We start from the raw sequence: 13730 nt of genomic DNA on the forward strand, positions 1-13730 counted from the left end.
CGCGCCGATCGCGATGGAGCAGGGCCTGCGCTTCGCCATCCGCGAAGGCGGCCGCACCGTCGGCGCCGGCGTCGTCTCCGAGATCATCGAGTAAGGCGCGTCCGCGCCCTTGCAGGCTGCCCCCGGGGCGGCGCGAGAGAACACGCAAAGGGCTGCCGGTCGGCGGCCCTTTTTCGTTGTCCGGGGCCTGCGGAAATCGCCCGCCGCAATGCCGCGGTTTGGGCTTGATTTTGCCGCGGGGAATGCGTACCCAGCAGGCCGGCCTTAGGGGTGTAGCTCAGTTGGTAGAGCATCGGTCTCCAAAACCGAGGGTCGGGGGTTCGAGCCCCTCCGCCCCTGCCAGGCCCGCCCTTCCGACATGCGAGGTCTACCCGGCGAAGTCTACCCGACGCCGCCGGCCAGCAGCGCTTCGATCTCGCTTCGCCGCGGCATCGACGGGGCCGTCCCTGGCCGCGTCACCGAGATCGCCGCGCAGGCGCAGCCGAACCGCACCGCCTCGACCGGGTCGCGCCCCTCGGCCAGCGCCGTGGCGAAGGCGCCGTTGAAGGCGTCGCCCGCGCCGGTCGTCTCGACCACGTCGCCGGCGCGGAAGGCCGGGACATGCTCGGACCGCCGGCCGTCATGGTATAGCGCGCCGTTCTCGCCCAGCGTGATGATCGCCGCCCCGGCGCCGCGCGACATCAGCCCCTCGGCCGCGGCCCGGGCCTCGTCCAGGCCGGAGACGGGGCGGCCGGTCAGCGCCTCTGTCTCGGATTCGTTGGGCGTCACGTAATCGCACAGCCCCAGCATCCCGTCCGGCAGCTCCGCCGCCGGCGCCGGGTTGAGCACCGTGGTCACGCCGGCCGCCCGGGCCAGCTCGAGCCCGCGCACGGCCGCCTCCATCGGCTGTTCCAGCTGCGTCATGAACACGGATGCGCCGCCGATCAGCCCGGCCTGCGCCGCGACGTAATCCGCCGTGATCGAGCCCGCGATGCCGGGGCTGATGATGATCGCGTTGTCGCCGGTGCCTTCCTCGATGAAGATGTAGGCCGCGCCGGTATAGCTCTCGTCCGACTGGGCCACTTCCGGGATCACCCCGGCCTCCTTCCAGGTGTCCAGCGCCATGTCGGCGAAGGGGTCGCGCCCGAGCTTGGAGATGAAATGCACCGTCCCCCCGGCGCGCGCCGCCGCCACCGACTGGTTCGAGCCCTTGCCGCCCGGTCCCAGCTTGAAGCTGTTGCCGAGGATCGTCTCGCCGATGCGCGGCATCCGGTCGGCACGGTAGGCGGTGTCGGCGACGAAAACGCCGAGGATCACGATCTTGCCTGTCACGGGGGTCCTCCTCAGGAAAACATGGCCTGTACCGCGCCCGCCATGGCCCGACCGATGGCGGCCTGCCCCTCGGCGGTCAGGTGGACGCCGTCGACGGGATCGACCTCGGCGACGCCGCCGAGATCGACGAATCCGGTGCCGAGCCGCCCGGCGACGTCGCGCAGGAGCGGCGCCAGCGCGCGGGATTTCTCTGCCGCGCCGGCGAACATCGGCGCCAGCACGCCGGTCTCGACCACCGGAACCGGGGCGGCGAGCAGGACGCCCGGGGCGCCGCGGTCCGGGCCGCTGCCGGACAGCCGGATGGTGGCGGCGATCCGCTCCAGCCCCTTGGCGATGTCGAAGGCGGGGGCGGAAAAGCGCGTCTTGGTGTCGTTGGTGCCCAGCATCACGATCACCAGGTCGAGCGGCCGGTGGGTTTCCAGCAGCGCGGGCAGGACGGTCAGGCCGTTCTTGTGGCTGCCCTCCACCGGATCGTCGAAGACGGTGGTGCGGCCCGGATGCCCCTCGGCGATCACTTCCCAGCCGTCGCGCAGCTCCGCCGCCATCACCTGCGGCCAGCGCTCGGCACGCGGAAACCGGCCCTGCGAGTCGAGCGTCGCCAGGGCGCGGGTGCCGTGCGTGTTGCTGTCGCCAAAGCACAGAATGGTGCGGTCGGTCAGCGCTCTCTCCTCCCCGGCAGCGGCTTGCGCCGCACGGTAGACCAGGGCGCAGGGCGCTGTCCATCGCCGGGGCGATGCATGGCGACACCGCGCCGGGCGCGGCCGGAGATTTCGGGATGACAGAACGGGCCGCCCGGAGTATCACCGGCGGGCAAGCGGCCCCGTGGCTCAACAGGATAGAGCAATCCCCTCCTAAGGGATAGGTTGCAGGTTCGAGTCCTGCCGGGGTCGCCATTGCGCGCCGTCGGCCGGCCCGTCGGGGGGCACGAGGCGGCGCACCAGCCGACGGCCTATTCCCGTTCCGCGCCGCCGGCGGGGGCGTCGCCGGCCTCCACCATCGACCGCAGCAGGGGCGGGACGCGCCAGGATTTCGGATCCTCCTTTGCCAGCGCCGCAAGGTCCGCCATCACGGCGGCCAGGCCCCATTCCTCGGCCAGCTTCATCGGACCGCCGCGCCAGCGCGGGAAACCGTAGCCGTGGACGAGCACGAGGTCGATGTCGGCAGAGCGGCGGGCGATCCCCTCTTCGAGGATCTCGAAGGCTTCGGCGATGATGGCCAGCATCATGCGGCGCGCGATCTCGTCGGGGGCGAAGCTGCGCCGCGGAAGGCCGGCCTCGGCCGACGCGGCCTCGATCAGGGTCTCGACCGCCGGCGACGGCGTCGGCTTGCCGTCGCGATAGTCGTACCAGCCGGCATCGGTCTTGCGGCCCAGCCGTTGCAGCTCCTCGACCATCCGGTCCGCTATGGGCACGTAGCGGTGATCGGGATCGTCCTTCGGGGTTTTCCGCCGCCGATTGGCATATGCGATGTCGAGCCCGGAGAGATCCTGCACCGCATAGGGCCCCATCGCCATGCCGAACGCCTCGACCGCGCGGTCGATCTCCCACGGCAGGGCGCCCTCGATCAGCAGCACGTCGCCCGCCTGACGATAGCGCGTCAGGATGCGGTTGCCGATGAAGCCGTCGCAGATCCCGGCCTCCACGGCGATCTTGCCGAGGCGCCTGGTCAGCGCGAATGCCGTCGCGAGGGTCTGCGGCGAGGTGTGCGCGGCGCGGACCACCTCGACCAGTTTCATCACATGGGCCGGCGCGAAGAAGTGCAGCCCGAGGAACCGCTCCGGCGCCCGGACCCCTTCGGACACGGCGTCGGGGTCGAGATAGGAGGTATTGGTCGCGAGGATCGTCGTCTCGGGCAGGGCGGCGTCCAGCCGGGCGAAGACGGCGCGCTTGACGTCGAGATCCTCGAACACCGCCTCGATGGCGATGTCGACGGGGGGCAGGGGGCCGTCGCCGTGGCGGACATCGAAGCGCTCGGCACGCATGGCCTCTGCGGTCTCTTGCGACAGCTTCCCGCGCGAGACGGCGCCGTCGAAGAACGTCGCGATATTGGCGCGGGCGCGCTCGGCGGCCGCGGCGTCCTGCTCCAGCAGCGTCACGCGAATGCCCGCCTGGCCAAGCGCATAGGCGATCGCCGCGCCCATCGTGCCGCCGCCGGCGACGAGGGCGGTGTCGATCGCCTGCGGCTCCAGCTGTTTCAGCTCGGGGCCGGCGCCGGCGCCGCGCTCGGCGAAGAAGATGTGGCGCAGCGCCCGGGCCTGCGGCCCCTGGCGCAGCTCCAGGAATGCCGCACGCTCGCGAGAGAGGCCCTCGGCCAGCGGCAGTTCGGCCGCCGCCTCCATCAGCTCGATCGCGGTGAGCGGCGCGATCTGGCCGCGCTGCCGCGTCTCGGCGTGGCGGCGCGCCGCCGCGGCGGCGTCGGGGGCGGGGGCCGGGGCCGGCCAGTCGTCGAGCGCGGGGCGGTCCAGAAGCTCGGAGCCCAGGGCGAGGGCGGCGGCGACGGGGTCGTCGGCCAGCGCGTCGACGAGGCCGAGCTCGCGCGCCTCCGCGGCCTTCACCGTCCGGCCCTGCGCGATGAGCGGAATGGCCGTGTCCAGCCCGACGAGCCGGGGCAGGCGCTGGGTGCCGCCGGCGCCGGGGACGACGCCCAGCGTGACCTCGGGCAGGCCGACGAGAGCCTTCGGCCCGGCGATCCGGGCGCGGCAGGCGAGCGCAAGCTCGAACCCGCCGCCGAGTGCCGCGCCGTTCACCGCGGCCACCGCGGGAAGCCGCGCGAGCCGGTCCAGCACCTCCGGCAAATGCGGCTCCAGCGCGGGGCCGTCGAATTCGCGGGCATCCGCCCCGGCGACGAAGGCCCGCCCGGCGCCCGTCAGGACCACGCGGTCGATCCGCCCGGCGGCCAGGGCCGTCTCGGCTGCGTCGCAGGCGGCCAGCAGCCCGGCGCGGACGGCCTGGCCGATCACGTTGACCGGCGGGTTGTCGATGGTGACGCGCAGCGCGCGGTCCGTGATCTCGTGGCGCACGGGGCTTTCGGTCATGGCTCTCCTCCCGGATTCTCTTCCCCGATGCGGGGGTCGCCTCCCCTATCCTGCCTCGGGGCGTCCGCGGTCAACCACCGGCGCCCGGCGCACGGGCGCCCCCTTGCGGAAACGTCAATGCGACTCTCGGGCGGCGAGGCGGCGTGGCCGGCAGGCCCTTGCCGGCGGCCGGGCGGAATCCTGCCCATGGATTTACGCGAACTTGACACTTTGCCCCCATACACGCTTTTTGGGAGCATACGGAACGAGGCGTCGAACAAGCCCCGCGGGACATGACCTGTACGCTACCGGATGTGGGGACATCCGGCTGTGCGGGTCGCGCGGGCAAATGGCGCCGTCAGGGACAGAGGCACGTTGGGGATGACGAGGCTAGGACTCCTGGGGCCGGTGGCGCTTATCTTGTCGCTTGTGGTCTCGGCGCCGGCATTTGCCGGGGGCGGATTTTGCAGTCACAAACTGACTAGACTGATACCGGAACGGCACCGCAGCGCGCCTGTGGGCAGCGCCGTGGTCCGGTCGGTCATGAACATGAGCGGCACCGACCGTGACGCGGTGCTGGAGCGCGAGGTGCTGGCGGGCAACATGCCGTCGTTCCTGCGCGACCTGGTGCCGGTCTCGATGTCCGGCACGGTCAACGGCCACGCGCTGGACATCACGATCTGCGTGACGCCGGATTACGTGGCCGTCGGCGACGACGACGACTTCGTGCGCGTGCCGCTGGGCATGGCCGCTGCCGCGCGCATCGCGGACGAGCTGGGCTTCCTGCTGCCCACGCCGCAGATGGTCGACCGCATCTACGAACAGGCCGAGGTTCAACTGCCGCCCGAGCCGATGAAGCCCGGCGGTGCGATGACCACCACCACCTACTTCAAGCGCCACGACGAGACGGTGGACCGCCAGGCCGGCCCCTATGGCCTGCACCCCGTCGCGCTGGTCGCCGGGATTAAGAAGGACGTGGTGATCTCGGAGCGTCTGCGCAAGCAGCCCGGTCGCGTGGCGATCTACGGCTGGCACCGCGGCGCCGGCCGCCCGATCCAGCCGCTGAGCCTGGTTCATGGCGCAGAGTACGCCGACTACTCCCACGGCATCCGGCTGGTCAGCCGGATCGCCTTCATCAACGGGCGCCCGGTCGCGCTGGACAAGGTGATGCAGGATCCTGACATCGCCGCCATCGTCACCGGGGAGGAGGGCCCGATGCGAGACGTTCGCCGGCTGATGGCAACGCTCTACCGATAAGCAAGTCGCAAAGACGAGGGACAGAACCGCCCGTGCGCCGCAAGGCCGCGGGCGGTTCGCTTTTTCGGAGGGGGTGCCGGTAAAAGGCGCGCTGCCGCGCAAGGTCTTCTCGGCTCGTGGCGCGGCGACGCTCTTGTGCCGGCGTTGCGCCTGTGGCGGCGTCGCGGGTCAGCTCCGGCTCACCAGAACAGAGGCCTGTTCCGCACCCGCCATCGCCCGGACCCTGCCTGACAGCCGGCGCCGCGCCGCTCAAGCGGAATAGCGGTCTCCACGCCTGCGGCGCGGACCCTCCGCGATTCCGCTTGCCCGTCGCGCCGCCGCCCGTCCGTTTGGGCCCAGGCGATGGCGGCTCCGGAACAGAGGCGGTTCGGGCGGGCTCAGTTCACCGTCTTGCAGCAACGGAAGCCGAGGTGGTAGTTGCGGTGGCTGTTGCCCGCCATCACCCGGCTGCCGTGCCAGTAGGGCGCGCGCCAGCGGCACCAGTCCTCGTGTGCGCGGTACTTGTCCCAGATGAACCAGCTGCCCTTCATCTCGGTCACGCCCAGGCCCGTCGAGCCGCGGCTGGCCATCTCGCCCGGCGACATCGGCAGGTTCATGTGCTCGGCCGCGTTGCCGTGCAGGTCGTAGACCCGAAGCCCGCTGGTGCAGTTCGGGAAGGCGCCGGTGGGATAGGTGTTGGTGCCGCAGCGCCCGAAATCGCCGCCGTTGCAGCCGGGGCTCTTGTTGGAATCCTGCGCGCAGATGCCGGTGCGGAAATTCGGCCCGTAGGCCCAGCGCTTCGACCCCGCGTAGCGGTTGTTGTGGATCGACCGCATCGCCGCCACCGACCCGGCGCCGAACGGATAGTCGGGCTCGGTCAGCGCGCCGGCGCAGGCGCCCTCCCATTCGTGCGCGTCGCAGATCCGCTTGCCCATCGCCGCGCAGATCTGCGCCGCCTCGTTGGCGCGAACCCAGGTGACGGGATAGGTGCAGGGGATGTTCGGGAACTCGAACTGGTCGATGCAGGCGGTCGCGTCCTCCGGCGTCTCGGTGCGCGGGTCGTAGAGCGGCGCCATGTACTTCGCCCCGCAGATCGCCTCGAACCGCGGGTTGTTGTAGGCCGCCGTGCCGCCCACCCGCGCGGCGCATTGCTCGGGCGTCATCGGGTGCCGCGTCGGCCCCGGGTTGCCCTGGCCCATGATCCCCGATCGCGCGAAGATCTCCTTGATCCGGTTCAGCTGGGCCGCCGAGACGCGATGCACCTGCTGGATCTGGCGGAACATCACATCGTTGTTCTGCGCCAGCGACTGTGCCTCCGCGCCCGCGGCCAGCGCCGCAAGCCCGACCGAAAACGCGACTGCCCGGATCATGTGCTTACTCCTTGCGGATCAGGTAGAAGACGTCGCGGTTGTCGGGATAGCCGATGAACCGCGGGATCACCCCGCTGCTGCCGCGCTTGTCCAGCTGCGACATGCCGCGCATGATGTGATCCACCTCGATCCCGCCGCCGTCGTTGAACGAGTAGAGCCCCATATAGGTGTGCTCCAGCGCGTTCATGTCCAGAAGCATCCCGTAGGTGCAGTCGTAGGCCATGAAGCTGCGGGTCATCGCCGAGGGCGTGGCGGTCGAGAAATAGGCATAGACCAGGTATTGCGTGTCCCCCTGCTCGATCAGGCAGGCACCGGCGCGCAGCGTCCTGAGGTCGGCATTGGCCGAGCCCGACCAGTTCCCCGGCAGCCATTGCGTGACATAGGGCCCCGGCTTGCCGTCCTCGACCAGCGGCGTGCCGTTCTGCCGGGCAAAGCGCAGGTTCGGCATCTTCTCGTAATCCGACTCCTCCCAGGTCTTCATCCCGATCTCGCCGTCCTGCGTCACATAGACGGTGGACAGCCCGGGCCACAGCTTCGACAGGATCACCCCGTGCTCCAGAAAGCCGTAATGCGAGCCGTAATTCGCGTCGCGATACGGCCCGCCGCGGAAGGCGCCGTGCTGCCGCTTGAAGCCGGCGGTGAAGGCGGCGGTGATCCGGTCGGTCAGGTAGGGCGAGGCCATGCCCAGCGACACCAGCGGCGCCGCGGTGGTGAAGCCGTCGGGCCCGGGCATCCCGCGCGGGCGCACATAGGCCGGCGGGCGTGGCGACCAGCCCAGGCGTGGGTGGTCGGTGCCGCGGGCAAAGCCCAGGTCGAACCGCGACAGGTCGAAGGCGACGAAATAGTTGATCGCCCTGCTTTCCACCCCGTCCAGCCAGTTGGCGCCGGGGACGTCCATCACCTCCTGCGCGATCGATTGCGGCTGCAGCGCGCTGACGAACACGCCGTCCTGCCCCTCCACCGGGTACCACAGGCCGGTCGCCATGCCGCCCTCGGCGCCCTCCAGGTCGAAGGTGTGGTACTGCGCGACCAGCGGGCGCTGCCCCTCGGCATGGCGCACCTTGGCCGGCGGCGGGCCATGGGCGGCCGCGTCGTCCTCGCCGCCGGTGCCGAGTTCGCCGTCCAGCAGCGCGTACTTGTCCTTGTTCAGCGTGGCCTTCACCCAGGTCACGATGGCGTCGCCGCCCCACACATGGTCGCGCAGGAACTGCGAAGTGGCCTCCAGGCTGGTATAGGAGCCGCCGGTCTGCACCCGCAGGTACAGCCGGTCGCCGCAGACCGGCGCATAGGGCAGGTTGGCGCGGCGCGCCTCGGACAGCATCGAGGGCTCGCCGGCCCAGGGGGTGCAGCGATGCGTCCGCTTGCCCTCGGTGATCAGGATCTCCGGCCCGTCCGCGCCCTGTTCCAGCGACAGTGCGCGGTCGTCGGGCGCCGGGTTCTCCAGGTGGAACCAGCTGCGCCCGTTGCCCTCGCCCAGGCCGAGCAGGAACCACGAGTTGATGTTGGGGTTCAGGTTGATCAGCTCGACCTTGGTCTTGCCATCGGGCAGCACGGCCTCCTGCGAGTGGCGGTAGAGCTGCAGGTCGATGACGTTCTTGGCCACCTCCGCGTCATAGGCGGCGCGCAGTTCGGCCAGCCGGTCCTCGATGGGTAGGGCGGCTGCGGCGCCGGCCAGCGTCAGCGCGGCGGTGGTGACGGTCAGACGAAGGCGGAAACGGGAAAATGCACGCATTCTGAAAACGGTCCTGCTCCTGGAATAGTCCATTCTCGCCGCCGCCGGGCCGATCCCGACGGAAGCTCTTAAGAAAAGTCATAGAAAAGAAAACGCACCGGGAAAAGCCGGGGAATGTCGCCAATGCAAAATGTGATGTCGGCCGGTCGCGGCTGCCGCCGGATCAGGCGGCCGGGCGAAAGACGAACCGCTTGTCGAGCTGGAACTTGACGACATAGCCGATCGACAGGCCGATCACCGCGCCCAGCTCGCGCATCAGGTCCGCGCGCCAGATCAGCCAGAACGCGGTTTCCGTGCCCCAGAAGATCGCCGTCGTGAACACGCCGGTCAGGGTATAGCGGGTGAACTTCTCGCCATGGGCGCGGGCGCCGGTCGAGCCGTCCATGAAGATCCAGCGCTTGTCGAGCAGGTACTTCACCACCAGCCCCACGCCGGTGCCCGCCGCGATGGCCAGCGCCAGCCCCGTCGCGCCGCCCGTGTACCACAGCACGACCCGCTGCGCGCCGAGATTGGCGAGCGTGGCGATCACCGCGAAGGTGGCATAGCGGAAGATCAGGGTCGAAAGCGTCACGGTACAGATGGCTCGGCCGGGGCGATACGCACCCTTCCCCCCGTCCGGCGCCGATGTCAACGCCGCCCGCCCGGCGCGGACGGCCCGCCAGGGGCTCAGATCATCTTGATGACCTTCTTGTCGATGGCCAGCATGTAACCCTTGCGCGCGATGTTCTTCACCAGCATTTCGCTGACCATCTGGTTGCCCAGCGAGTCGCGCAGCCGCTTGATCCGCGTCGCGCCCGAGGCCTCGTCGCAGTCGGCGGCGTTCTTGCCGGATATCATCGCCTCGATCTCCGAGCCGGTCAGCACGTCCTCGTCCATCCGCGCCTCGGCCAGCACCGCCAGCGTCTCGATGGCGGCGCCGGTCAGCGAGAATTCCAGGTTGTCGTTGAGATAGACCTTGTTCTCGCCCCGGCTGATGATCAGCGACGACACCTGCAGCCCCGACCGCTCGATCTCCAGCACCCGGCGGTTCAGCGCGACGATGGTGACCAGGAAGATCAGCGACGCGATCAGCAGCGCCGTGGCGAAGACCAGCAGCACGAAGATGATCACCCGATAGCTCGCCAGCACCTCCGAGAACGCCGCACCGGATTCGGCGAGGATGCCCAGAAGCTTGGTCTCGGCATCGCTGTCGGCCGAGGTCAGGTCGTAGTTGAAGAAGATCTCGTCGACCCGGTCGACGAAGGCCGTGGCCGTCGGCAGGTTGAGGAACAGAAGGGCGGAGGCGATGGCCAGGATCGCGACGATCGCGATCAGGCCAATGGCGACGACCCGGCCGCCGGAGCGTCGGGTGGCTGCAACGTCGTTTCCGTTCTCGACCAGGCTCATGACCCGGATACTATTAGCCGGGAGCGACGCTGACTACCACGATGTTTATGAAGCACGCACGAGACGCCGGCCGCGGCCGGTGCCTTGGGGCGGTGCAGCCACCCGGACGCGCAAGGCACGCCGGGTGGCTACGATGGTATTTGCGGGCGGGTCCGGGTCATGACCCGGTCAGCCCGATATCCGGACGATCTGGATATTCGTGTAGCCCTGCGACTGGAGGAGGCTCAGGACGCCCCCGGAGTTGCAGGAACTCGACGGAACCGAGATCGTCGAATGAACGTACTGGCCCCCCCTCTTGGCCTTGAACTCGGCCGTGCATGCCGAAGCGGCTGTCGCACCGAATAGGCCCAGAGCAAGGGCGAGGATGATGGCTTTCTGTTTCATGCGGCGAATGTGCGCCGCTCGCACGGGTTATTCAATATCATCAGACGCTTTTGCGACGTGTTATCCGATAACCGCCCGGCGGAAACCCGCCGTTATCCGATAGCCCGGCGCCGATATTGCCTATCCCCGGCAGGCGGCCTCAACTCGTCCTGCGCGCGACCGCCGGACCCGTCTCCGGCCCTCGCCCCGTTACGCAGGTTCCCTTCACGAAAGGACACTCCAATGACCAATCGACTCATCGCCACCATGGCGGCCGCCAGCATTGCCCTTGCATCCTTTGCCGCCACGCCCGCCGCCGCGGGCGACAGCCAGCGCACCGTCAAGATGCTGATCGGCGTCGGCACGCTGCTGGCTCTCGGCCACGCGCTGTCGAACCAGAAGCGTCACACCGGCCCGGTCTATCGCTACGACACGCCGCGCAAGCCGCATTACAACCGCAACGTCATCGTCGTCCCGTCCTACTGCGTGCATGGCCACGGCCACAACCGCTGGGTCGACTGGGACTGCGTCCACCGGCACTGACGTCGGCCCCCGTTTCAACGAGCAGTGGTCCGGGCCAATGCGCCCCGGGCCATTTCGGGAGGGCGGGCGCCATTGCGGGGGCGTCCGCCCTTTCCTTTTCCGCTTGTCCGCGCCGGTCGCATCCGGTTTTCTGCCGCCATGCCTGCCGACCCGCCCGACTATTCCCACGAAGACTTCGCGCTGTCGCGCGGCGCCGCCCGGATCGCCGGTGTCGACGAGGTCGGCCGCGGCCCGCTCGCCGGCCCGGTGACCGCCGCCGCCGTCCGCCTCGATCCCAAGCGCATCCCCGAGGGCCTGCGCGACAGCAAGCAGCTGACGCCCGCGGCCCGCGCCCGCCTCGCCGCCGAGATCGCCGCCTGCGCCGATGTCTCGATCGCCCACGCCACCGTGGCCGAGATCGACGCCCACAACATCCTGCGCGCCTCCCATCTCGCCATGTGCCGCGCGCTGGCCGGCCTGGCGCGGCCCGCCGACCACGCCCTCGTCGACGGCAACGCGCTGCCCGACGGCCTGTCCTGCCCGGGCACCGCCATCGTCAAGGGCGACGCGAAATGTCTATCCATTTCAGCGGCTTCGATTGTGGCGAAAGTGTGTCGCGACACGCTCATGGTGGAGCTTGCGCAACAGTATCCCGGCTATGGATGGGAGACGAATGCAGGCTATGCCACAAAGACACACCTCGACGCCCTCCAATATCTCGGAGTGACCCCACACCATAGGCGGAGCTTCGCGCCGGTACACAAGATATTGTATCAAGCGGTTTCTATAACCCCCTGATTCAAAAAAGAAATTGACCGCGAATCGGCTTTGACTCATCTTTCTGCCAACGAACAACGGGGCGCGGGCAGAGCAGGCGCCGGGGACAGAGGCAGAGATGGGACACGCGGCGAAGGGGGCGGATCTTCCGCTCAACCGGATACTGGCAGGTGACTGCATCGAGGCGATGAACGCGCTTCCCGCGGGCTCGGTCGACCTGATCTTCGCCGATCCGCCCTATAACCTGCAGCTTCGCGCCGATCTGCACCGTCCCGACAACTCCCGCGTGGACGCCGTCGACGACGCCTGGGACCGGTTCGCCAACTTCTCCACCTACGACGAGTTCACCCGCGCCTGGCTGTCGGCCGCGCGCCGCCTCTTGAAGCCCAATGGCGCGATCTGGGTCATCGGGTCGTACCACAATATCTTCCGACTCGGCGCCGAGCTGCAGAACCAGGGCTACTGGATCCTGAACGACGTGGTCTGGCGCAAGTCGAACCCGATGCCGAATTTCCGCGGCAAGCGGCTGACCAATGCCCACGAAACCCTGATCTGGGCCAGCCGCGAGGAGGGCGCGCGCTATACCTTCAACTACGAGGCGCTGAAGGCGCTGAACGACGGCGTGCAGATGCGCTCGGACTGGGTGCTGCCGATCTGCACCGGGCACGAGCGGCTGAAGAACGCCGACGGCGACAAGGCGCACCCGACGCAAAAGCCGGAATCGCTCCTGCACCGCGTGCTGGTCGCCACGACGAATCCCGGCGACGTGGTGCTCGACCCGTTCTTCGGCACCGGCACCACCGGCGCCGTTGCCAAGATGCTGGGCCGCGACTTCATCGGGATCGAGCGCGAGACCGCCTATCGCGAGGTGGCCGAGAAGCGTCTTTCCCGCGTGCGCCGCTACGACAAGAGCGGCCTGGAGGTCACCCGCGCCAAGCGCGCCGAGCCCCGCGTGCCCTTCGGCACGCTGGTCGAACGCGGCATGCTGCGCCCGGGCGAGGTGCTGGTGTCGCAAAGCGGCAAGACGGCCAAGGTGCGCGCCGACGGCACGCTCGTCTCGGCCGATCACACCGGATCGATTCACCAGGTCGGCGCCGCGCTGGAAGGCGCGCCGTCCTGCAACGGCTGGACCTACTGGACCTTCCGCAAGGACGGAGAGCACGTGCCCATCGACGTCCTCCGCCAGCAGATCCGCGCCGAAATGAGATAGAAACGCACGGTCTACCGCCGGTGCCTGTGGCCTGAGCCACGGCACGACTAGCCCCGTCGACTCTGTCGACGGGGCCTTTTTTCACCCCATGCTGGTCCGGTCCGCCCGCTGCCGCGCGCGTCGCGCATCGTCGCGCCAGCTCAGCGCCGCGGCCGTGCCCCAGCTCAGGCAGTATAGCACCCCAAGGCCGAGGATATACCAGCCGTTCACCGGCCCGATGGAGGCCCGCACCGGCAATTGCGCCAGCTCGGTCAGCGGCTCGGGATGCACCACCAGCTTGCCGATATAGGCCGAGGTCTGGATCAGCAGGATCCAGAAATAGTTGCGCCGGATGCGCCGGCCCAGGGCGACCCACAGCGACACGTGATAGCGCGGCGACCAGTAGTCCTCGGCCAGCGTCTTCTGCCAGCCCTCCTCCATGTGCAGATCGCCGTCCTGCAGCATCGGCGCGAAGAAATGCGTCTCCATCCACCGGCACCGCGCCCGCCACACGTTGAAATAGCGATAGCGCCGCGCCTCCAGCATCAGGAAGAAGAAGGTGAGAATGCCGACCAGGATCAGCGGCAGCTCCGAGGCCGCGGGCGAGGAGAACGAGATCGACAGCGCGATGCCCAGCGTGACGACCGACCAGTTCGTCGTGGTGTCGAGCCGGGTGCGCCACAGCGTCGAGCGGTAGACCTCGCCGCGATAGAGATGGGCGAGCGCGCCGATCTCGGCGGCGTCCAGTTTCTTGCGTTCCTCCGATGCGTCGGTCGGCATCGCAGCCCTCCCAGGCTGCCAGCTTCGCACGCGCCCGGTTTTCCGCGCAAG

14 protein-coding genes and 2 tRNA genes are annotated in these 13730 nt (G+C 69.2%); 7 read left to right on the top strand and 9 right to left on the bottom strand.

Annotation, left to right across the window (positions count from 1 at the left end):
- On the top strand, window positions 1-94 hold a 94-nt coding region (locus P1J78_RS17040), incomplete at its 5' end, for an EF-Tu C-terminal domain-related protein (RefSeq protein WP_275568360.1).
- A 172-nt stretch (window positions 95-266) separates the two neighbouring features.
- Window positions 267-342: transfer RNA gene (locus P1J78_RS17045), tRNA-Trp, on the top strand.
- 39 nt (window positions 343-381) lie between these two features.
- Here P1J78_RS17045 and rbsK read toward each other — a convergent pair.
- Together rbsK and P1J78_RS17055 are read right to left on the bottom strand one after the other, a co-directional pair.
- On the bottom strand, window positions 382-1311 hold the full coding sequence (gene rbsK, locus P1J78_RS17050) for a ribokinase (protein ID WP_275568582.1): 930 nt from the start codon (window positions 1309-1311) through the stop codon (window positions 382-384).
- Between the two features lie 11 nt (window positions 1312-1322).
- Complete coding sequence (locus P1J78_RS17055) at window positions 1323-2015, bottom strand: SGNH/GDSL hydrolase family protein (protein ID WP_309568136.1); 693 nt, start codon at window positions 2013-2015, stop codon at window positions 1323-1325.
- A gap of 112 nt (window positions 2016-2127) precedes the next feature.
- Here P1J78_RS17055 and P1J78_RS17060 point away from each other — a divergent pair.
- A tRNA-Arg gene (locus tag P1J78_RS17060) sits at window positions 2128-2204 on the top strand.
- 56 nt (window positions 2205-2260) lie between these two features.
- On the opposite strand, the gene P1J78_RS17065 is transcribed toward P1J78_RS17060, so the two are convergent.
- Complete coding sequence (locus P1J78_RS17065) at window positions 2261-4345, bottom strand: 3-hydroxyacyl-CoA dehydrogenase NAD-binding domain-containing protein (protein ID WP_275568583.1); 2085 nt, start codon at window positions 4343-4345, stop codon at window positions 2261-2263.
- Between the two features lie 528 nt (window positions 4346-4873).
- Here P1J78_RS17065 and P1J78_RS17070 point away from each other — a divergent pair.
- Window positions 4874-5581: a hypothetical protein gene (locus tag P1J78_RS17070; protein WP_275568584.1), complete on the top strand. Its 708-nt coding sequence runs from the start codon at window positions 4874-4876 to the stop codon at window positions 5579-5581.
- 377 nt (window positions 5582-5958) lie between these two features.
- Here P1J78_RS17070 and P1J78_RS17075 read toward each other — a convergent pair whose 3' ends face one another.
- The 5 genes from P1J78_RS17075 to P1J78_RS17095 all read right to left on the bottom strand — a co-directional run bounded on the left by P1J78_RS17075 (window position 5959) and on the right by P1J78_RS17095 (window position 10432).
- Complete coding sequence (locus P1J78_RS17075) at window positions 5959-6930, bottom strand: SUMF1/EgtB/PvdO family nonheme iron enzyme (protein WP_275568585.1); 972 nt, start codon at window positions 6928-6930, stop codon at window positions 5959-5961.
- 4 nt (window positions 6931-6934) lie between these two features.
- Complete coding sequence (locus tag P1J78_RS17080) at window positions 6935-8662, bottom strand: hypothetical protein (RefSeq protein ID WP_275568586.1); 1728 nt, start codon at window positions 8660-8662, stop codon at window positions 6935-6937.
- A 163-nt stretch (window positions 8663-8825) separates the two neighbouring features.
- Window positions 8826-9233 (bottom strand): GtrA family protein, encoded by a 408-nt coding sequence (locus tag P1J78_RS17085; protein ID WP_275568587.1) that lies wholly within the window; start codon window positions 9231-9233, stop codon window positions 8826-8828.
- A 95-nt stretch (window positions 9234-9328) separates the two neighbouring features.
- Window positions 9329-10048: a winged helix-turn-helix domain-containing protein gene (locus tag P1J78_RS17090; protein ID WP_275568588.1), complete on the bottom strand. Its 720-nt coding sequence runs from the start codon at window positions 10046-10048 to the stop codon at window positions 9329-9331.
- A 168-nt stretch (window positions 10049-10216) separates the two neighbouring features.
- A complete protein-coding gene (locus P1J78_RS17095; RefSeq protein WP_275568589.1) occupies window positions 10217-10432 on the bottom strand; it encodes a hypothetical protein in 216 nt (71 codons plus the stop codon).
- 222 nt (window positions 10433-10654) lie between these two features.
- Here P1J78_RS17095 and P1J78_RS17100 point away from each other — a divergent pair, with 222 nt between their 5' ends.
- The 3 genes from P1J78_RS17100 (at window position 10655) to P1J78_RS17110 (ending at window position 12920) form a co-directional block, all read left to right on the top strand.
- Window positions 10655-10954: a hypothetical protein gene (locus tag P1J78_RS17100; RefSeq protein ID WP_275568590.1), complete on the top strand. Its 300-nt coding sequence runs from the start codon at window positions 10655-10657 to the stop codon at window positions 10952-10954.
- Window positions 10955-11092: 138 nt separating this feature from the next.
- Entirely contained in the window at window positions 11093-11731 is a 639-nt protein-coding gene (rnhB, locus tag P1J78_RS17105; RefSeq protein WP_275568591.1) for a ribonuclease HII, read from the top strand.
- Between the two features lie 97 nt (window positions 11732-11828).
- Window positions 11829-12920, top strand: a complete 1092-nt coding sequence (locus P1J78_RS17110) for a site-specific DNA-methyltransferase (protein ID WP_275568592.1) — start codon at window positions 11829-11831, stop codon at window positions 12918-12920.
- A gap of 81 nt (window positions 12921-13001) precedes the next feature.
- Here the strand turns inward: P1J78_RS17110 and P1J78_RS17115 are convergent, their stop codons facing one another.
- Window positions 13002-13679, bottom strand: coding sequence for a DUF2270 domain-containing protein (locus P1J78_RS17115; RefSeq protein ID WP_275568593.1), 678 nt, complete (start codon window positions 13677-13679; stop codon window positions 13002-13004).
- Between the last annotated feature and the right edge of the window lie 51 nt (window positions 13680-13730).

Origin of the sequence: Psychromarinibacter sediminicola (genome assembly GCF_029168335.1) — a bacterium.
GTDB classification, from domain to species: Bacteria; Pseudomonadota; Alphaproteobacteria; order Rhodobacterales; family Rhodobacteraceae; genus Psychromarinibacter; species Psychromarinibacter sediminicola.